The sequence below is a fragment of the Teichococcus aestuarii genome (assembly GCF_042651065.1).
In the GTDB taxonomy this organism is placed as follows: domain Bacteria; phylum Pseudomonadota; class Alphaproteobacteria; order Acetobacterales; family Acetobacteraceae; genus Pseudoroseomonas; species Pseudoroseomonas aestuarii.
Genome location: NZ_JBHSCH010000005.1, coordinates 52,443 through 71,480, shown reverse-complemented (window position 1 = coordinate 71,480; position 19,038 = coordinate 52,443). Strand labels below are relative to the sequence as shown.

The window sequence follows — 19,038 nt, the reverse complement described above, 5'->3', positions numbered from 1 at the left end:
TGGCGCGGGCTACCCCCGCGCGGCGAGGTGAGAAATGGCAACGCTTGACCGCGTGGCGCGCAGCCTGCTGCTGACCGAGCTGGCCTCGGGCATGGCGCTGACGCTGAAGTATTTCTTCAGTCCCAAGACCACGATCAGCTACCCCTTCGAGAAGACCGCGCTCTCGCCCCGGTTCAAGGGCGAGCACGCGCTGCGCCGCTACCCCAACGGGGAGGAGCGGTGCATCGCCTGCAAGCTGTGCGAGGCGATCTGTCCGGCGCTGGCCATCACCATCGAGGCCGAGCCGCGCGAGGATGGCAGCCGCCGCACCACGCGCTACGACATCGACATGACGAAGTGCATCTATTGCGGCATGTGTGAGGAAGCCTGCCCGGTCGATGCCATCGTCGAGGGGCCGAATTTCGAGTTCGCGACGGAGACGCGCGAGGAACTGATCTACAACAAGGATCGGCTGCTCGCGAATGGCGACCGGTGGGAGCCGGAGATCGCCAAGCGCCTCGAGCTCGACGCGCCCTACCGCTGAGTTCCGCGGCGGGGGCGGTCCGGTCCGTGCCTCCCCCGCGGCTTTCCTTCACGGCCCCGTCCTCCTGCCAGGACGGCTCTCTCGGAACGGTGCCATGATGCTGCATCTGCACGCGGGCGGGCTACGATGATCGCCGCACTCGCCTTCTATGTCTTCGCGGCCATCCTGATCGCGTCCGCGGTCATGGTGGTGACCAGCCGCAACCCCGTGCACAGCGTGCTGTTCCTGATCCTGGCGTTCTTCAACGCCGCGGCGCTGTTCCTGATCGCGGGGGCCGAGTTCCTGGCGATGATCCTGGTCATCGTCTATGTGGGCGCGGTCGCGGTGCTCTTCCTCTTCATCGTCATGATGCTGGACATCGATTTCAGCCGCATGCGGGAGGGGCTGCAGCGCTACGCGCCGATCGGCGCCGTCATCGGCGGCATCCTGTTCCTCGAACTGCTCTTCGTGTTCGGCAGCTGGCAGTTTGCGCCGGACGCCGCCACGCTGCGGCTGAACGCGACGCCGGGCCCAGAGGTGACCAACACCGAGGCGCTGGGCCAGCTGATCTACACGGACTACATCTACCTGTTCCAGGTGGCCGGGCTGATCCTGCTGGTGGCAATGATCGGCGCCATCGTGCTGACGCTGCGCGACAAGCCGGCCAACAGCAAGCGGCAGGATATCGGCGTGCAGGTGGCGCGGGCCGAGGCGGTGAAGCTCGCCAACCCGCCCTCGCGCGCCGGCCTCGGCCAGCTCGGCATCATCCGCCGGCCGCTGCCGGAGGCGCCGAAGCCCAAGGCGGTGGGCCACGACCACCACGACCATCACGGCGGGGGGCACCACTGAGATGCTGACCATCGGTCTTGGCCACTACCTGACGGTGAGCGCCATCCTCTTCGTGCTGGGCGTGCTGGGCATCTTCCTCAACCGGAAGAACGTCATCGTCATCCTGATGTCGATCGAGCTGCTGCTGCTCTCGGTGAACCTGAACATGGTGGCCTTCTCGGCCGCCCTGCAGGACCTCACCGGCCAGGTCTTCGCCCTGTTCATCCTGACCGTGGCGGCGGCCGAGGCGGCCATCGGCCTGGCCATCGTCGTCATCTACTTCCGCAATCGCGGCAGCATCGAGGTGGAGGATATCTCCACCCTGAAGGGTTAAGCCCATGTATGTCGGTGCGGTTTTCTTCCCGCTGCTCGGTGCCTGCATCTCCGGCTTCTTCGGCCGCTGGATCGGCGACAAGGCGGCGCAATGGGCCACCGTGATCTGCATGGCGCTGGCCGCCATCTGCGGCGTGAGCGCCTTCATCCAGGTCGCCTACGGCCATGCGCCGGCCACGCTGGAGATCGCCACCTGGCTCGATGTCGGCGGGCTGCAGCTCTCCTGGGCGCTGCGCTACGACACGCTGGCGGCGGTGATGGTGGGCATGGTGACGGTCGCCTCCACCATGATCCACCTCTACAGCGTCGGCTACATGTCGCATGACCCGACGCAGCCCCGCTTCTTCGCCTATCTCTCGCTCTTCACCTTCATGATGCTCATGCTGGTGACGGCCGACAACCTGCTCCAGCTCTTCTTCGGCTGGGAGGGCATCGGCCTCGCGAGCTACCTGCTGATCGGCTACTGGTACGAGAAGGAGAGCGCCAACCGCGCGGCGATGAAGGCCTTCATCGTCAACCGCGTGGGCGACCTCTTCTTCATGCTGGGCATGGGCCTGACCTTCTGGACCTTCGGCAGCATCGAGTTCAACACCATCTTCCAGGGTGTCGAGGCGGCGCGTCAGGTCACCTTCGCCGGCTTCCCGGTGGTCGAGGTGATCGCGCTGCTGTTCTTCCTGGGCGCCATGGGCAAGTCGGCCCAGATCGGCCTGCACACCTGGCTGCCGGACGCGATGGAGGGCCCGACCCCCGTCTCCGCCCTCATCCATGCGGCGACGCTCGTCACCGCCGGCGTGTTCCTGATGGCGCGCATGTCGCCCGTCGTGGAGTACGCGCCGAACGTGCTGGGCTTCATCACCTTCATCGGCGCCACCACGGCCTTCTTCGCCGCCAGCGTCGGCATGGTGCAGAACGACATCAAGCGGGTCATCGCCTACTCGACCTGCTCGCAGCTCGGCTACATGTTCTTCGCCATCGGCGTTGGCGCCTACCAGGCGGCGGTGTTCCACCTCTTCACCCACGCCTTCTTCAAGGCGCTGCTCTTCCTCTCGGCGGGCTCCGTGATCCACGCCATGTCGGACGAGCAGGACATCCGCAAGATGGGCGGCATCTGGAAGAAGATCCCGGTCACCTACGCCATGTTCTGGATCGGCTCCCTGGCGCTGGCCGGCGTGCCTTACTTCGCCGGCTACTACTCGAAGGACTTCGTGCTGGAGGCGGCCTATGCCGGCCATGGCTGGACGGCGAAGTACGCCTTCCTCATGGGCATCGTCGCCGCCTTCATGACGGCCTTCTACTCCTGGCGCCTGATCATCCTGACCTTCCACGGCACGCCGCGCGCGGACCATCACACGATGGAGCACGTGCATGAGAGCCCGGCGGTCATGCTGATCCCGCTCTTCGGGCTGGCGGTGGGCGCGCTGTTCGCCGGCGCATACTTCTCCGGCGACTTCGTCGGCCACCATTGGGCCGAGTTCTGGAACGGCTCGATCGTCAACGCGCCGCACAACCACATCATGCACGAGGCGCACGAGGTTCCCTCCTGGGTGCCGCTGGCGCCGACGGTGGTGGGCGTCGCCGGCATCGTCCTGGCCTATGTGCTGTACATGTTCCTGCCGCACCTGCCGGGGCGCATCGCCGCGGCGGTGCCGGGGCTGTACCGCTTCCTGCTCAACAAGTGGTACTTCGACGAGCTGTATGACCGCGCCATCGTCCAGCCGCTGCGCCGCCTCGCCGTGCAGCTCTGGAAGGTGGGCGACGTCAAGATCATCGACGGCATGCCGAACGGCGCCGCCAGCCTCACGGCGCAGGCCTCCGGCCGCGTGGTGCGCTTCCAGACGGGCCGCGTGGCGAACTACGCCTTCGCCATGATCATCGGCCTCGTTCTCTTCGTCAGCATCTTCCTGTTCGGGGTCGGCCGATGAACGCCGCGGGTTTTCCCCTGCTCTCGCTGCTCACCTTCCTGCCGCTGGTGGGCGCGGGCATCATCCTGTTCGTGCGGGGGGAGGAGGCGGTCGTCGCCTCCAACGCCCGCTGGACGGCGCTGTGGACCAGCCTGATCACCTTCGGGCTCTCGCTGATCCTGTGGTTTCAGTTCGACAAGAGCACGGCGGACTTCCAGTTCGTCGAGCAGATGAGCTGGATGCCGGAGTTCGGCCTCGGCTACCACATGGGCGTGGACGGCATCTCGGTGCTGTTCGTGCTGCTCTCGACGGCACTGACGCCGCTCTGCATCCTCTCCTCCTGGGAGGCCATCCAGAGCCGCGTGCGGGAATACATGATCGCCTTCCTCGTCCTCGAGACGATGATGGTCGGCATGTTCGCCTCGCTCGACGTGGTGATGTTCTACATCTTCTTCGAGGGCGTGCTGATCCCGATGTTCCTGATCATCGGGGTCTGGGGCGGTGCACGGCGGGTCTACGCCGCCTACAAGCTGTTCCTCTACACGCTGCTCGGCTCGCTGCTGATGCTGCTGGCCATGCTGGTGCTGTGGTACCAGGCCGGCACCACCTCGATCCCCGCCATCTTCGAGCTGACCATCGCGCCCAGCACGCAGATGTGGCTGTTCCTGGCCTTCTTCGCCTCCTTCGCCGTGAAGGTGCCGATGTGGCCGGTGCACACCTGGCTGCCGGATGCGCATGTCGAGGCGCCGACCGCCGGCTCCGTCATCCTGGCGGGCGTGCTGCTGAAGATGGGCGCCTACGGCTTCCTGCGCTTCTCGCTGCCGCTGCTGCCGCAGGCCACCGAGTGGTTCGCGCCGCTGATCTTCGCCCTCTCCGTCGTCGCGGTGGTCTACACCTCGCTGGTGGCGCTGGCGCAGGAGGACATGAAGAAGCTGATCGCCTATTCCTCGGTCGCCCATATGGGCATCGTGACGATCGGCATCTTCACCCTGAACCACCAGGGCATCTCGGGCGCCATCTTCCAGATGCTGAGCCACGGCGTGGTCTCCGGCGCGCTCTTCCTCTGCGTGGGCGTGCTGTATGACCGGGTGCACTCGCGCGAGATCGCCCGCTATGGCGGCGTCGCCAAGATCATGCCCAGCTACGCCATGGTGTTCATGCTGTTCACCATGGGCTCGGTCGCGCTGCCCGGCACCGCCGGCTTCCCGGGCGAGTTCCTGGTCATCGTCGGCGCCTGGCATGCCAACCCCTGGGTGGCCTTCGGCGCCGCCCTCGGCATGATCCTGGGCGCGGGCTACATGCTCTACCTCTACCGCCGGGTGGTGTTCAGCAAGATCACGCGCGAGGACCTGAAGGCCCTATTGGACCTCAGCCCGCGCGAATACGTCACCTTCGCGCCGCTGATCCTGCTGACGCTGTGGATGGGCATCTACCCGTCTTCCTTCCTTTCCTTCTTCGAGGCCAGCGTGGCGGCCCTCGTCTCGCGGCATGAGGCCGCGATGGCGCTGCCGCGCCTGGCCGGGATGTGACCGGCATGAACTGGACCCTCGTCCTCCCCGAGCTGGTGCTGGCGCTTGCCGGGCTGGCGGCGCTGGTCGCCGGCGTGCTGCCGAAGCGCGACACCAGCTTCGCCATCAACATGGGCGTGTTCGGCGCCATGCTGCTGGCCGCCGTGCTGGTGATGGCGCAGCCGGAGGGCACCGCCTTCGCCGGCCAGTATGTGTCGGACGCCTTCACCCGCTTCATGAAGCTCCTTGTGCTGGCCGGCGCCGCGCTCGGCCTGCTCGTGGCGATGGACTGGAACGTGAAGGAGGGGCTCGCCAAGTTCGAGTTCCCGCTGCTGCTGCTGTTCAGCAGCCTCGGCATGATGGTCATGGTCTCGGCCAACGACCTGATCGCGCTCTATCTGGGCCTCGAGCTGCTCTCGCTCTCGCTCTATGTCATCGCCGCCTTCAACCGGGACAGCGAGCGCTCGGCCGAGGCGGGGCTGAAATACTTCATCCTGGGCTCGCTGGCCTCCGGCCTGCTGCTCTACGGCGCGAGCCTCATCTATGGCTTCGCCGGCTCCACCAATTTCGACCGCATCGCCGATGCGGTGAGCGCCACCGAAGGCGTGCCCTTCGGCCTGGTGGTGGGCCTCGTCTTCGTGCTGGCGGCGCTGGCCTTCAAGGTCTCGGCCGTGCCCTTCCACATGTGGACGCCGGATGTCTACGAGGGCGCGCCGACCCCGGTCACGGCCTTCTTCGCCTCGGCGCCCAAGGTGGCGGCCATCGCGCTGCTCACCCGCGTCGCCGCCGGCCCCTTCGGGGAGCTGGTGGAGCAGTGGCAGCAGGTGCTGATCCTGGCCTCGCTGGGCTCGATGATCCTCGGCGCGCTCGCCGCCATCGGGCAGAAGAACATCAAGCGCCTGATGGCCTATTCCTCCATCGGCCATATCGGCTACGCGCTGATGGGCTTGGCGGTGGGCAGCGACCTCGGCATCCGCGGCCTGCTGCTCTACATGGCCATCTACCTCTTCACCAATGTCGGCGCCTTCGCCGTGCTGGTGGCCATGCGCCGCAACGGCCGCGCCCTGGAGGGGATCGACGACCTTGCCGGCCTCGGCAGGACGGACCCCGCCATGGCGCTGGCCATGACGGTGTTCATGCTCTCCATGGCCGGCATCCCGCCGCTCGCCGGCTTCTTCGGCAAGCTCTACGTCTTCCTGGCGGCTGTCTATGGCGGCTACTGGACCCTGGCGGTGGTCGGCGTGCTCACCTCGGCCGTCTCCGCCTACTACTATCTGCGCGTCATCAAGGTGATGTACTTCGATGCGGGCGAGGCGCTGGATGCGCGCCCGACCAGCCTCTCCGTCGTCCTGGCGGGGACCGGGCTGTTCACTGTGTTCTTCTTCGCCTTCCCGGCGCCCTTCCTGGCCGCGGCGCAGGCGGCCGTGGCCGCTCTGGTGGGGTGAGGGTGACAGGCGCCGCCCGCGCGTGGCGTCTGCGCGTTCATGACGAACTGGCCAGCACGCAGGATGGCGTGCTGGCCGCCGCCCAGGCGGGCGAGCCGGAGGGGCTGGCCATCCTGGCCCGCCGGCAGAGCGCCGGGCGCGGCACGCAGGGGCGGTCCTGGCGCTCGCCCGAAGGCAATCTCTACCTCTCCTTCCTGTTGCGTCCCGAGGGCTCGGCGCGGGAACTGCCGCAATGGTCGCTGCTGATGGCCGTCGCGCTGGCCGAGGCCTTGGCGCCGCTGCTGCCGGATCCGGACCGCCTACGCCTGAAGTGGCCCAATGACGTGCTGCTGGATGGTGCCAAATGCGCCGGCATCCTCACCCAGGCCGCGCCGGGGGAGGGGGGAGGCATCGCCTGGCTGGTCTTCGGGATCGGCGTGAACCTGGCCGAGGCTCCGCTTCTGCCCGACCGGCCCACCGCCAGCCTGCGCCAGGCCGGCGTCACCCCGCCCGAGCCGGTCGCCTTTGCCTGGTCGCTCCTGTCCTCGGTGGATCGCTGGCGCGGGACTCAGGCCATGGAAGGCTTCGCCCCCGTGCGGGAGGCCTGGACGGCACGCGGCCCGGCCCTGGGCGCCACCCTGAGGCTCAGCCGGCCGGAAGGCGGCTTCGAGGGCCGCTATCGGGGCCTGTCGGACGATGGCCGCCTTTTGCTGGACACCGCCTCCGGCCGCCGCGCCCTGGCTTCGGGCGAGGTTCTGGCGGCGCCAGCCATGGGTGCATGAGCAGCGCCGTCCGCAATCCGTGATTGGTCCAGACCGCGTTCTGCCGATGCATTTGGCCCCGGGCTGGGGTTATGTGAACAAGATGAGACGGGAACGGGCGCGACTCAGGCCTGTTGAGGCCTCGACGGCGTGGGTTTGCGGCAGCGCCACCGGCTTGGATGGCCGCTGCGGAGGCAAGACGCGGAGCGCCCCATCTGAGGAGCGGCGGTTGGCTTTTCCGCCGCTGCGCCCCATTTGTTCTTTTACGAGTTTGCCTGACGCGCCAGGGCCCCGGAAGGGCGCTGGACTGACGAGGGCCAAGGAACCTGCCCCTTGGGGCAAGACTTCATGAACATCACCACTGGCGAGCATCAATGAACAATAACGGAGACTTGGCCTTCATCCCGCTCGGCGGGACGGGGGAGATCGGCCTCAACCTGAACGTCTATCGCTGCGACGGGCAGCTTCTGGCGATCGATTGTGGCATCGGCTTCGGCGGGGCTGAGCAGCCCGAGGCGGAAGTTATGGTGCCTGACCCCGCTTGGCTGGCCGAACGCCGCGACAAGCTGCTGGGCCTGGTCATCACCCACGCGCATGAGGACCATCTCGGCGCCGTCGCGCCGCTCTGGCCGCAGCTGCGTTGCCCCGTCTATGCCAGCCCCTTCGCGGCCGCCGTGCTGCGCCGCAAGCTGGGCGAGGCCGGGCTGATGGGGCAGGTCAAGCTCATCACCGTGCCGCTCGGCGGCACGTTGCAGCTTGGGCCGTTCGGCCTGCAGTTCATCCGCGTCACCCACTCGGTGCCGGAGCCGCAATCCATCGCCATCCGCACGCCCTATGGCACGGTGCTGCACACCGGCGACTGGAAGCTGGACCCCGACCCGCTGGTGGGCGAGCCGACCGACGAGGCGGCCTTCGCCGAGCTGGGCCGGGAAGGCGTGCTGGCCATGGTGTGCGACAGCACCAACGCCCTGGTGGAAGGCCATTCCGGCAGCGAGGGCGAGGTGCGCCGCAACCTCACGGCGCTGATCCGCCAGCTCAAGGGCCGTGTCGCCGTCACCTGCTTCGCCACCAATGTGGCGCGGGTGGAATCCATCGCGCTGGCCGCCCAGGCGGCGGGGCGCAAGGTGGCGCTGTTCGGCCGCAGCCTGCGCAATGCCGAGGCCGCCGCCCGCGAATGCGGCTACATGCGCGAGGTGCCGCCCTTCATCCACGAGGATGATGCGGACGACGTGCCGGACGACCAGCTGCTGATCATCTGCACGGGCAGCCAGGGCGAGCAGCGCTCGGCCATGTCCAAGATCGCCGCCGACACCCACCCCCGCATCTCGCTGGGCGAGGGGGACACGGTGATCTTCTCCTCCCGCATGATCCCCGGCAATGAGCGCGCCATCCTGCGCATGCAGGACGAGCTGGCGCGCGGCGGCTGTCGGGTGATGACGGCGGACGACCACATGGTGCACGTCTCCGGCCACCCGGCGCGGGACGAGCTGAAGCGCCTCTACAGCCTGGTGAAGCCGCGCTTCGCCGTGCCGGTGCATGGCGAGTGGCGCCACCTGCAGGAGCATGCCGCGCTGGCCCGCGAGATGGGCGCCACGCCGGTGCTGGTGGAGGATGGCGACGTGCTGCGCCTCGGCCCGCTCTCCGGCAACGCCACGCCCGATGTGGTGGAGGGGGTGCCCACCGGCCAGCTGGCGCTGGATGGCGAGAGGCTGCTGCCGCTGGAAGGCGGCGTGCTGGGTGCGCGGCGGCGGATGCTGTTCAACGGCATCGTCATGGCCTCGCTGGCGGTCGATCAGTCGGGCCGCGTGCTGGGCAACCCGGTGGTTTCCGCCCCCGGCCTGTTCGACATGGGCGACAGCGAGCCAGGGCAGATTGCCGACGAGCTGGCCCGCGCCGTCTCCGACATGCCGCCCGCCCTGAAGCGGGAGGACGACACGCTGCGCGACGCCGCCCGCACCGCGCTGCGCAAGGCGATGGGGCGCCGGCTGCGCAAGCGGCCGAGCGTCGAGATCCACCTGCTCCGGGTCTGAACGCAAAAAGCTGAGGGGGCGCCCCCTCAGCTTTCTTTCTTCTTTTTCTGGAGAAAAAGAAGCAAAAAGACTTTTCTGGATCTGCGTTGCGCCATCAAGAAGCGGGCGCCAAACTGACAAAAGTTTTTTGGTTCTTTTTTCCAAAAAAGAACGTCACTCCAAGCACTTCTTCAGGCCGCGACCACCTTGCCATCGCGCAGGGTCACGACCCGGTCCATGCGGGCCGCCAGATCCGGGTTGTGGGTGGCGATCAGCGCCGCCACGCCGGCGCCCCGCACCGCCTCCAGCAATTGCGCGAAGACCCGGTCCGAGGTGGCCACGTCCAGGTTGCCGGTCGGCTCGTCGGCCAGCAGCAGGCCGGGGCGGTTGGCGAGCGCGCGGGCGATGGCCACGCGCTGCTGCTCGCCGCCCGAGAGACGGCCGGGGCGATGCTGCTCGCGGCCTTCCAGGCCGAAGCCCGCCAGCAATTCCTGGGCGCGTTGCGCGGCGGCCTTCTCGGCGGTGCCGAGCGCCATCTGCGGCAGCACCACATTCTCCAGCGCCGTGAATTCCGGCAGCAGGTGGTGGAACTGGTAGACGAAGCCGATGTTGCGGCCGCGCAGCGCGCTGCGCGCCTCGTCGCCCAACGTGCCGGCGGCGCGGCCGTCGATGAACACCTCGCCGCCATCCGGCTTCTCCAGCAGCCCCGCCAGGTGCAGCAGGGTGGACTTGCCGGTGCCCGAGGGCGCCACCAGCGCCACGATCTCCCCCGCCCGCAGCACCAGATCGGCACCGCGCAGCACGGGCAGCTCGCCCGCCTCCGTGCGGTAGCGCCGCTCGACGGCGGCCAGGCGCAGCCTTGGCTCATTCATTGCGGAGCGCCTCCACCGGGTCGGTGCGCGCGGCGCGCCAGGAGGGGTAGAGCGTGGCCAGGAGGGAGAGGCCGAGGCCCATCAGCACCACCTGCGTCACCTCGCTTGGGTCCACCACCGCCGGCAGGCGGGTGAGGAAATACACCTCCGGGCTGAACAGCTGCGTGCCGGTAAGCGATTGCAGGAACTGCCGGATGTGCTCGATGTTGAGGCAGAAGACCAGCCCGAGGCCGAAGCCGATGGCGGTGCCGAGCACGCCAATCGAGGTGCCGCAGAGCAGGAAGATGCGCATCACCGCGCCGCTGGTGGCGCCCATGGTGCGCAGGATGGCGATGTCGCGCCCCTTGTCCTTCACCAGCATGATCAGCGAGGAGACGATGTTGAACGCCGCCACGATGATGATGAGGGTGAGGATGAGGAACATGACGTTCCGCTCCACCTGCACGGCGGCGAAGAAGGAGGAATTGGCCGCCTGCCAGTCCAGCACCCGCACGGGGGTGGGGGAAAGCGCCTGGGTGATCTCGCGCGTCACCGCCCGCACATTGTCCGGGTCCTGCACGAAGACCTCGATCTGCGAGGCGGCGTCGCGCATCTGGAAGTAGAGCTGCGCGGCGGGGAGGGGGAGGAAGACGTAGGAGCTGTCATACTCGTTCATCCCCGCCTCGAACATCGCCACCACCGTGTAGGCGCGCAGGCGGGGCACGGTGCCGATGACGGTGGCGCGGCCCTGCGGCGAGACGAGCGTCACCTTGTCGCCGATCCGCAGGCCGAGCTTCTGCGCCAGCCGCGTGCCGACCAGGATGGCGTCCTCGCCCTGGAAGGCGTCGAGCGAGCCGGCGCGGATGTTGCCCGCCAGCAGCGGCCGGGCGCGCAGATCCTCCGGCTTGATGCCGCGGGCGAGGCCGCCCGTGGCGCCGCCGGCCTCGCTGGTCAGCAGCACCTGCCCCTCGACCAGCGGGGTGGCGCTGGCCACGCCCGCAAGCTGCCGCACCCGCTCGGCGATGTCGTCGTAGTCCCGCAGGCCGCCGGGGCCCGCGGCATGGATGCCGAGATGCCCATTCAGCCCCAGGATGCGGCCCAGCAATTCCTGCCGGAAGCCGTTCATCACGCTCATCACGATGATCAGCGTGGCGACGCCGAGCGCGATGCCCACCAGCGAGAAGCCGGCGATCACCGAGACGAAGCGCTCGCCCTTGCGCGCCCGCAGGTAGCGGAACGCGACCTTCCGTTCGAACGCCCCGAACATGCCGCCCCTTACTTCCCGAGGATCTGCGCCAGCGCGGCCTCGATCGAGACCTCCTGGCGCTCGCCCGTGGCGCGGCGCTTCAGCTCGATGATGCCGTTGGCGGCGCCGCGCGGGCCGATGATGGCCTGCCAGGGATAGCCCGCCAGATCGGCGTCGTTGAACTTCACGCCGGCGCGCTCGGGGCGGTCGTCATACACGGCCTCCTGGCCGAGCGAGGCGTAGAGCTTCTCGCACAGCGCGTCGGTCGCCAGGTCGCCGGACTTCAGGTTGAGGATGGCGCAGCGGAAGGGCGCCACGGCATCCGGCCACTTGATGCCGGCCTCGTCGTGGTTGGCCTCGATCAGCGCGCCAAGCAGGCGGGAGACGCCGATGCCGTAGGAGCCCATCTGCGGCACCAGCGGGTTGCCGTCCGGCCCCGCCACGGTCAGGCCCATCGACTTCGAGTACTTGTCGCCGAAATAGAAGATGTGGCCGACCTCGATGCCGCGGGCCGAGACCTGGTTCTCCGCGCCGATGGCGTTCCAGGCCGCCTCGTCATGCATCTCGTCGGTGGCGGCGTAGCGGCTGGTCCAGAAATCGACGGTGGGGTTCAGGTCACCCTCATAGTCGGGCTTCTGGGCCAGCACGTCGAATTCCAGCAGGTCCTTGTGCAGGTAGACCTGGCTCTCGCCCGTCTCGGCCAGGATGATGAACTCGTGTGACAGGTCGCCGCCGATGGGGCCGGTGTCCGCGCGCATCGGGATGGCCTTCAGCCCCATGCGGGCGAAGGTGCGCAGATAGGCCACGAACATCTTCTTGTAGGAGAGGCGGGCGGCCTCGGCGTCGATGTCGAAGGAATAGGCGTCCTTCATCAGGAACTCGCGGCCGCGCATCACGCCGAAGCGGGGGCGGATCTCGTCCCGGAACTTCCACTGGATATGGTAGAGGTTGCGCGGCAGGTCGCGGTAGGACTTGGCGTAGGACTTGAATATGTCCGTCACCATTTCCTCGTTGGTCGGGCCGAAGAGCATCTCGCGCTCATGCCGGTCCGTGATGCGCAGCATCTCCTTGCCATAGTCGTCGTAGCGGCCGGACTGGCGCCAGAGCTCTGCGCTCTGGATCGTCGGCATCAGGATCTCCTGGGCGCCGGCGGCGTCCTGCTCCTCCCGCACGATCTGGCTGACCTTCTGCAGCACGCGCAGGCCGAGCGGCAGCCAGGCATAGATGCCGGCGCTGGTCTGCCGGATCATGCCGGCGCGCAGCATCAGCTTGTGCGAGGCGATCGAGGCCTCGGCGGGGATTTCTTTGAGGGTCGGCAGGAAGGCGCGGGAGAGGCGCAAGGGATTCAGCTCCGGTCGGACTACGGCCGGCGGAAGGTAAGGGCGCGGCGCCGGATGCGCCAGGGGGAGAGGGGCAAGGTGCCTTGCTCCATGCTGCGCCGCAATAAAAATACGATTAATTCACGGTTGGCGACATTTTTCGATGATCGTTCCGGCTTTTTGCTTGGAATGTCGTCGCCCGGGCGATACAAACAGAAAAAAGGGCCACACCCCGAAAGGTGCGGCCCGAGTTTAGGGAGGAAACGCCAGTCACACGGCAGGAAGAGAACCAGCTCTCTTCCTGGGACTGATGGTGCAGCGCCCCCTCTGGCGCCGCAACGCAAAATCACCCGTCAATCGCCATAAAAATAGGCGCCTGCAACGCATCTGCCCAAAAGCGGGCAGATGCGGTTCTTTTTCTGGCCTGACAGCCTAATTAGTAGGCATGGCCAGCCAGCCTTCGCGGAAGCTCAGCCAGGGGCTGTTGATCACCCATGCCAGCCCGGCCCAGATGACGGCCGAGATGAGGGTGGTCAGGAGCGCCTTCTTCAGCAGGCCGGGCGCCTGCGGCGCACCGCGCCAGCCGCCCGTGGCGGTGTCGCCCTCGCTGTCGGGCTGAACGCCGATCGGCAGCACGGCGAAGAGCACCGTCCACCAGACCAGGAAATAGACCACAAAGCCGGTGAACCAGTTCATCGCCGCGCTCCCTGCCGCATGGCGGCGGAGATAGGCGCTTCCCGCTGTCTCGGCCAGGGGCGGGGTGGCCGGCGCATGGCCGCCCGGCCCGGCTGGGCCATCCCGCCGCCGGGGCGGCCGTGCTAGAAAGGCGGCATGACCGACAGCTTCGTCCATCTGCACACCCATTCCGCCTATTCCCTGGCCGAGGGGGCGATCAAGGCGGAGAAGCTGGCCGAGCTGGCGCGGGCGGACGGCCAGCCGGCCGTGGCGCTGACCGACACGGCCAACATGTTCGGCGCGCTGGAGTTCGCCAAGGCCTGCGCCGGCAAGGGGGTGCAGCCCATCATGGGCTGCCAGCTCTGGCTCTCCCGCTCCGCCGCCGACCCGCGCCCCGAGGTGCTGCGCCTGGCGCCGGATTGCGTGGTGGCGCTGGCCACCAACGCGCAGGGGCTGGAGAATGTGCAGCGCCTCTCCTCGCACGGCTTCCTGCGGGACGATCCGTCGGGCAAGCCGGCCATCACGCTGGAATTGCTGCAGCAGCACGCGGAGGGGGTGTTCCTGCTGACGGGCGGCACCTGCGGCCCGCTGGGGCGGCTGCTGCAGGAGGGCAGGCGCGACGCCGCGCGGCACCTGCTGGACGCGCTGAAGGAGAGCTTCGGCGACCGGCTGGCGGTGGAGCTGACCCGGCACGGGCTGGAGGTGGAGCGCGGGCTGGACCCCGCCCTGGTGGCGCTGGCCGATGCCGCCGGGCTGCCGATCGTCGCCGGCAACGATGTCTACTTCGCCAAATCCGGCATGTACGAGGCGCATGACGCGCTGCTCTGCATCGCCGAGGGGCGGACCCTGGCCGAGCCCGACCGCCGCCGCCTGACCGCCGAGCACTACTTCAAGTCGGCCGTGGAGATGCGCCGCCTCTTCGCCGACCTGCCGGAGGCCTGCGACAACACCCTGGCCATCGCCCGCCGCTGCGCCATCATGGCCGAGAGCCGCAAGCCGGAGCTGCCCATCTGCCCCAAGGTGCAGCCCGGCATGACCGAGGCCGAGACGGTGCGCGACATGGCCGCCCGCGGCCTGGAGGCGCGGCTCGACGCCCAGGGCACCCCCGCCACGCCGGAGGCCCGCGCCGTCTACCGCGACCGGCTGACCTTCGAACTGGACGTGATCGAGAAGATGGGCTTCTCGGGCTACTTCCTGATCGTGGCGGACTTCATCCAGTGGGCGAAGGGGCAGGGCATCCCGGTGGGGCCGGGGCGCGGCTCGGGCGCCGGCTCGGTCGCCGCCTGGGCGCTGCTGATCACCGACCTCGACCCGCTGCGCTTCGGCCTGCTCTTCGAGCGCTTCCTCAACCCCGAGCGCGTCTCGATGCCGGATTTCGACATCGACTTCTGCCAGGAGCGGCGGGACGAGGTGATCCAGTATGTCCGCCGCGAATATGGCGAGGACCGGGTGGCGCAGATCATCACCTTCGGCCGCCTCCAGGCCAAGGCGGTGGTGCGCGATGTCGGCCGCGTCATGGGCATGCCCTATGGCCAGGTGAACAAGATCGCCGAGCTGATCCCGTTCAACCCGGCCAAGCCCGTCACGCTGCAGCAGGCGATCGACGGCGAGCCGCGGCTGCAGGAGATGCGCGAGGCGGACGAGACGGTGGAGCGGCTGATGGAGACCGCCCTGGTGCTGGAGGGGCTCTACCGCAACGCCTCCACCCACGCGGCGGGCGTGGTGATCGGCCGCAAGCCGCTGATTGACACGGTGGCGCTCTACCGCGACCCGCGCTCGGACATGCTGGTGACGCAGTACTCCATGAAGTACGTGGAGAACGCCTCCCTGGTGAAGTTCGACTTCCTCGGCCTCAAGACGCTCACCGTGCTGCAGCGGGCGGTTGAGATGCTGGCCGAGCAGGGCATCGAGATCGACCTCGCCACCCTGCCGCTGGACGACAGGAAGACCTACGAGATGCTGGCGCGCGGCGATTCCGCCGGGGTGTTCCAGTTCGAAGGCCAGGGCATGCGGGACTGCCTGCGCATGATGCGCCCCGACCGCTTCGAGGACCTGATCGCCGCCGTCTCGCTCTACCGCCCCGGCCCGATGGCCAACATCCCGGCCTATTGCGCCCGCAAGCATGGCGAGCCCTGGGAGCCGGTGCACCCGGCCATGCGCCACCTGGTCGAGGAGACCTACGGCATCCTGGTCTACCAGGAGCAGGTCATGCAGATCAGCCAGGACGTGGCCGGCTACAGCCTCGGCGGCGCCGACCTGCTGCGCCGCGCCATGGGCAAGAAGATCCGCTCCGAGATGGAGGCGCAGCGCAAGATCTTCGTCGATGGCGCGGTGAGGAACGGCGTGCCGGAGGCCAAGGCGGGCGAGATCTTCGACCTGATGGAGAAGTTCGCGGAATACGGCTTCAACAAGTCGCACGCCGCGGCCTATGCGCTGGTCGCCTATCACACGGCCTATCTCAAGGCGAACTACCCGGTGGCCTTCCTGGCCGCCTCCATGACCTTCGACATGGACAAGACGGAGAAGCTGGCCAACCACATGCAGGAGGCCGCCCGCCTCGGCATCCCCGTGCTGCCGCCGGACGTGAACCGCTCGGCCGCCGATTTCCGCACCGAGATCCGGGAGGAGGACGGCAAGCCCTGCATCCGCTTCGCCCTGGCCGCGGTGAAGCGCGTCGGCATGCAGGCGATGAAGGACATGGTGAAGGCGCGGGACGGGAAGGGGCCGTTCCGCTCCATCGCCGACTTCGCCCAGCGCGTGGACCCCAAGCTGCTGAACAAGATGCAGCTGGAGAACCTGGCCCGCGCCGGCGCCTTCGACAGCCTGGAGAAGAACCGGGCCCGGATGACCGCGAGCGCCGAGGTGATCCTGCGCCGCGCCCAGGCGGCCGCCGAGGAGCGGACCTCCAGCCAGATCGGCCTGTTCGGCGGCGGGGATGCGAAGCCCGAGCCGCTGCGCATGCCGCAGGTGAACGAATGGCCGGAACTCGAGCGGCTGAGCCAGGAGGCGGAGGCGGTGGGCTTCCACCTCTCCGCCCACCCGCTCGATACCTACAAGGAGGTGCTGCGCAAGCTGCGCACCACGCCCATTGCCCAGCTCCAGATGCGGGCCGAGGCGGGGGCGGGCATGCTCAAGATCGCCGGCACGGTGGTGAACAGCAAGGAGCGCACCACCCGCACCGGCAGCCGCATGGCCTGGGTGCGGCTCTCCGATTCCTCCGGCAGCGTGGAGGTGACGCTGTTCTCCGAGACGCTGCTGAAGAACCGGCCCCTGCTGGTGGAGGGCACCGCGCTGCTGATCACGGCCGAGGCGCGGATGGATGGCGAGAACCTGCGCCTGACCGCCCAGGCCGTGGAATCGCTCGACAAGGCGGCGAGCGGGGTGGGGCAGATGCTGCGCCTCGGCATCGAGGACATGGCGGCGGTGGAGCCGATCCGCGCCCTGCTGGCGCGCGAGGGACAGGGCAAGGGCACCGTCATCCTGGTGCCGCGCCTCGCCGAGGGGCAGGAGGTGGAGGTGATGCTGCCCGGCCGCTGGAACGTCTCGCCCCGGCTGACGCAGGAGATGAAGGTGCTGCCCGGCGTGGTCGCGCTCTCCGCGCCGCCGGGCTGACGCCCCGGGCCGCAGCCTGCGGGCAGGGGGCGGCAGGGCCGATAGGGCTTGCGGCGGGGCGCCGGTTGCGCCATATGGCCCGCGCCGGCCCGGGTCCGTTCCCCAGGCCGGTCATTCCGCACGCGGTGCGCCCTTCCGTCTCCGGGCGAGCAGGGTCCGGTCCCGGGGAGACATCCCGGGCTTAGCGCCGCGGAGGCTCAACCGGACGTGACGTGAAGGACCGCCCCCATGGCGATGCCCGAAGTTTCCCTGCGCCAGCTGCTCGAGGCCGGTGTCCACTTTGGCCACCACACCCGCCGCTGGAACCCGCGGATGGCGCCGTACATCTTCGGCGTGCGCAACCAGGTGCACATCCTGGACCTGCAGCAGACCGTGCCGATGCTGGACCGCGCGCTGCGCACCGTGCGCGACGTGGTGGCCGGCGGTGGCCGCGTGCTGTTCGTCGGCACCAAGAAGTCCGCCGCCGAGTACGTGGCCGAGGCCGCGACCCGCTGCGGCCAGTACTACGTCAACCACCGTTGGCTCGGCGGCATGCTGACCAACTGGAAGACCATCACCGGCTCCATCAAGCGCCTGAAGCAGATGGACGAGCAGCTCGGCGGCAACACCCAGGGCCTCACCAAGAAGGAAGTCCTGATGCTGACGCGCGAGCGCGAGAAGCTCGACCGCGCGCTGGGCGGCATCCGCGAGATGGGCGGCCTGCCGGACATCATCTTCGTCATCGACGTGGTGAAGGAGAAGCTGGCGATCGAGGAGGCCAACAAGCTCGGCATCCCGGTTGTCGCCGTGGTCGACTCGAACGCCGATCCGGAGGGCGTGGCCTTCCCGATCCCGGGCAATGACGACGCCATCCGCGCCATCAACCTGTATTGCGACCTGATGGCCGCCGCCGTGTTCGACGGCATCAGCGCCGAGCTGCAGGCCTCCGGCGTCGACATCGGCGCGGGCGAGGACCTGCCGGTCGACGACCTGGCGGGCATCGACGGCGCCGTGGCCGAGGGTGTCGAGGGCGCGGCGGTGGCCGAGGCCGAGGCGGCCGTTGGCGGCCCGGACGCGCCGGTGGCGCCCCAGGCCTGACGCAGACCGCCTGAACCAGACCGCGAGACAGGAGCATCCCCATGGCTGAGATCACCGCCGCGATGGTGCGCGAGCTGCGCGAAAAGACCGGCGCCGGCATGATGGACTGCAAGAAGGCGCTGGTGGAGAACGGTGGCGACACCGAGGCCGCCATCGACTGGCTGCGCAAGAAGGGCCTTGCCGCCGCCGCCAAGAAGTCCGGCCGCGTGGCCGCCGAAGGGCTGATCGGCACCGCCACCGGCCCGCAGGTGGCCGGCATGGTCGAGGTGAACGCCGAGACCGACTTCGTGGCGCGCAACGAGCTGTTCCAGAACTTCGTCTCCGAGGTGGCCGGCCTGGTCCTCTCGGTGGGCGAGGATGTGGAGGCCCTGAAGGCGGCCACCTACCCCGGCACCACCCACACGGTGCAGGACGAGCTGACCCGCCTGATCGCCACCATCGGCGAGAACATGACGATCCGCCGCGCCAAGCGCTTCACCGTGCCGTCCGGCGCGGTGGCGACCTATGTCCACTCGGCGGTGAAGCCGGGCCTGGGCAAGATCGGCGTGGTCGTGGCGCTCGAGGCCGCCTCGGAGATCGAGGCGCTGGAGACGCTGGGCCGCCAGATCGGCATGCACGTCGCCGCCACCCGCCCGGAGGCGCTCGACATCTCCGCGGTGGACAGCTCCGCCCTGGAGCGCGAGCGGTCGGTGCTGACCGAGCAGGCCCAGGCCTCCGGCAAGCCCCCCGCCGTCATCGAGAAGATGGTCGAGGGCCGCATCCGCAAGTACTACGAGGAAGTGGTGCTGCTGGAGCAGGTCTGGGTGCATGACGGCGAGAGCCGCGTGAAGGCCGTGGTGCAGAAGGCCGGCGCCAAGCTGACGGGCTTCGCCCGCTTCCAGCTCGGCGAGGGCATCGAGAAGCAGAGCAGCGACTTCGCCGCCGAGGTCGCGGCGGCCGCCGGCACGGTCTGATCCGCGCCTGACAGGAAGGGGCGGGGGCACGGCCATGCG

15 protein-coding genes are annotated in these 19,038 nt (G+C 68.7%); 11 read left to right on the top strand and 4 right to left on the bottom strand.

Annotated elements, in window-relative coordinates; all coding sequences use genetic code 11:
- The first annotated feature begins 34 nt into the window (after positions 1–34).
- From nuoI to ACFOY6_RS04315, 8 genes are all read left to right on the top strand, one after another.
- Complete coding sequence (gene nuoI / locus ACFOY6_RS04350) at positions 35–523, top strand: NADH-quinone oxidoreductase subunit NuoI (RefSeq protein ID WP_109515051.1); 489 nt, start codon at positions 35–37, stop codon at positions 521–523.
- Between the two features lie 126 nt (positions 524–649).
- Positions 650–1,351, top strand: coding sequence for an NADH-quinone oxidoreductase subunit J (locus ACFOY6_RS04345; protein WP_109515052.1), 702 nt, complete (start codon positions 650–652; stop codon positions 1,349–1,351).
- Between the two features lies 1 nt (position 1,352).
- Positions 1,353–1,664 (top strand): NADH-quinone oxidoreductase subunit NuoK, encoded by a 312-nt coding sequence (nuoK, locus tag ACFOY6_RS04340; RefSeq protein WP_181377956.1) that lies wholly within the window; start codon positions 1,353–1,355, stop codon positions 1,662–1,664.
- A 4-nt stretch (positions 1,665–1,668) separates the two neighbouring features.
- Positions 1,669–3,585 carry an NADH-quinone oxidoreductase subunit L gene (gene nuoL, locus ACFOY6_RS04335; RefSeq protein ID WP_379649149.1) on the top strand — a complete coding sequence of 639 codons (1,917 nt, stop codon included), beginning with the start codon at positions 1,669–1,671 and terminating at the stop codon, positions 3,583–3,585.
- Entirely contained in the window at positions 3,582–5,093 is a 1,512-nt protein-coding gene (locus ACFOY6_RS04330) for an NADH-quinone oxidoreductase subunit M (protein WP_379649147.1), read from the top strand. The genes nuoL and ACFOY6_RS04330 overlap by 4 nt, the downstream gene beginning before the upstream one ends.
- Before the next feature lie 5 nt (positions 5,094–5,098).
- The gene (gene nuoN / locus ACFOY6_RS04325) at positions 5,099–6,517 is read left to right on the top strand and encodes an NADH-quinone oxidoreductase subunit NuoN (RefSeq protein ID WP_109515055.1); all 1,419 of its coding nucleotides are present in this window, start codon (positions 5,099–5,101) and stop codon (positions 6,515–6,517) included.
- A 2-nt stretch (positions 6,518–6,519) separates the two neighbouring features.
- On the top strand, positions 6,520–7,278 hold the full coding sequence (locus ACFOY6_RS04320) for a biotin--[acetyl-CoA-carboxylase] ligase (protein WP_379649145.1): 759 nt from the start codon (positions 6,520–6,522) through the stop codon (positions 7,276–7,278).
- 353 nt (positions 7,279–7,631) lie between these two features.
- The gene (locus ACFOY6_RS04315) at positions 7,632–9,287 is read left to right on the top strand and encodes a ribonuclease J (RefSeq protein ID WP_109515057.1); all 1,656 of its coding nucleotides are present in this window, start codon (positions 7,632–7,634) and stop codon (positions 9,285–9,287) included.
- Positions 9,288–9,457: 170 nt separating this feature from the next.
- Here ACFOY6_RS04315 and ACFOY6_RS04310 read toward each other — a convergent pair whose 3' ends face one another.
- From ACFOY6_RS04310 to ACFOY6_RS04295, 4 genes are all read right to left on the bottom strand, one after another.
- Positions 9,458–10,138 (bottom strand): ABC transporter ATP-binding protein, encoded by a 681-nt coding sequence (locus ACFOY6_RS04310; protein WP_109515058.1) that lies wholly within the window; start codon positions 10,136–10,138, stop codon positions 9,458–9,460.
- Positions 10,131–11,384, bottom strand: coding sequence for a lipoprotein-releasing ABC transporter permease subunit (locus ACFOY6_RS04305; RefSeq protein WP_109515059.1), 1,254 nt, complete (start codon positions 11,382–11,384; stop codon positions 10,131–10,133). Before ACFOY6_RS04305 ends, ACFOY6_RS04310 begins: the two co-directional genes overlap by 8 nt.
- 8 nt (positions 11,385–11,392) lie before the next feature.
- On the bottom strand, positions 11,393–12,703 hold the full coding sequence (proS, locus tag ACFOY6_RS04300) for a proline--tRNA ligase (protein ID WP_379649142.1): 1,311 nt from the start codon (positions 12,701–12,703) through the stop codon (positions 11,393–11,395).
- A gap of 411 nt (positions 12,704–13,114) precedes the next feature.
- Complete coding sequence (locus ACFOY6_RS04295; RefSeq protein WP_109515061.1) at positions 13,115–13,378, bottom strand: DUF1467 family protein; 264 nt, start codon at positions 13,376–13,378, stop codon at positions 13,115–13,117.
- 135 nt (positions 13,379–13,513) lie between these two features.
- On the opposite strand from ACFOY6_RS04295, the gene dnaE reads away from it, so the two are divergent.
- The 3 genes from dnaE (at position 13,514) to tsf (ending at position 18,999) form a co-directional block, all read left to right on the top strand.
- Positions 13,514–16,969 (top strand): DNA polymerase III subunit alpha, encoded by a 3,456-nt coding sequence (gene dnaE, locus ACFOY6_RS04290; RefSeq protein ID WP_379649140.1) that lies wholly within the window; start codon positions 13,514–13,516, stop codon positions 16,967–16,969.
- Between the two features lie 228 nt (positions 16,970–17,197).
- Positions 17,198–18,046: a 30S ribosomal protein S2 gene (rpsB, locus tag ACFOY6_RS04285; RefSeq protein WP_245906035.1), complete on the top strand. Its 849-nt coding sequence runs from the start codon at positions 17,198–17,200 to the stop codon at positions 18,044–18,046.
- Positions 18,047–18,087: 41 nt separating this feature from the next.
- A complete protein-coding gene (tsf, locus tag ACFOY6_RS04280) occupies positions 18,088–18,999 on the top strand; it encodes a translation elongation factor Ts (protein ID WP_379649137.1) in 912 nt (303 codons plus the stop codon).
- Positions 19,000–19,038 lie beyond the last annotated feature (39 nt).

What these genes read in the sequence shown, in the direction of transcription:
- nuoI (WP_109515051.1), top strand. Translation starts at nt 35, where the DNA reads ATGGCAACGCTTGACCGCGTGGCGCGCAGCCTGCTGCTGACCGAGCTG.
- ACFOY6_RS04345 (WP_109515052.1), top strand. Translation starts at nt 650, where the DNA reads ATGATCGCCGCACTCGCCTTCTATGTCTTCGCGGCCATCCTGATCGCG.
- nuoK (WP_181377956.1), top strand. Translation starts at nt 1,353, where the DNA reads ATGCTGACCATCGGTCTTGGCCACTACCTGACGGTGAGCGCCATCCTC.
- nuoL (WP_379649149.1), top strand. Translation starts at nt 1,669, where the DNA reads ATGTATGTCGGTGCGGTTTTCTTCCCGCTGCTCGGTGCCTGCATCTCC.
- ACFOY6_RS04330 (WP_379649147.1), top strand. Translation starts at nt 3,582, where the DNA reads ATGAACGCCGCGGGTTTTCCCCTGCTCTCGCTGCTCACCTTCCTGCCG.
- nuoN (WP_109515055.1), top strand. Translation starts at nt 5,099, where the DNA reads ATGAACTGGACCCTCGTCCTCCCCGAGCTGGTGCTGGCGCTTGCCGGG.
- ACFOY6_RS04315 (WP_109515057.1), top strand. Translation starts at nt 7,632, where the DNA reads ATGAACAATAACGGAGACTTGGCCTTCATCCCGCTCGGCGGGACGGGG.
- ACFOY6_RS04310 (WP_109515058.1), bottom strand. Translation starts at nt 10,138, where the DNA reads ATGAATGAGCCAAGGCTGCGCCTGGCCGCCGTCGAGCGGCGCTACCGC.
- ACFOY6_RS04305 (WP_109515059.1), bottom strand. Translation starts at nt 11,384, where the DNA reads ATGTTCGGGGCGTTCGAACGGAAGGTCGCGTTCCGCTACCTGCGGGCG.
- ACFOY6_RS04295 (WP_109515061.1), bottom strand. Translation starts at nt 13,378, where the DNA reads ATGAACTGGTTCACCGGCTTTGTGGTCTATTTCCTGGTCTGGTGGACG.
- dnaE (WP_379649140.1), top strand. Translation starts at nt 13,514, where the DNA reads ATGACCGACAGCTTCGTCCATCTGCACACCCATTCCGCCTATTCCCTG.
- rpsB (WP_245906035.1), top strand. Translation starts at nt 17,198, where the DNA reads ATGGCGATGCCCGAAGTTTCCCTGCGCCAGCTGCTCGAGGCCGGTGTC.
- tsf (WP_379649137.1), top strand. Translation starts at nt 18,088, where the DNA reads ATGGCTGAGATCACCGCCGCGATGGTGCGCGAGCTGCGCGAAAAGACC.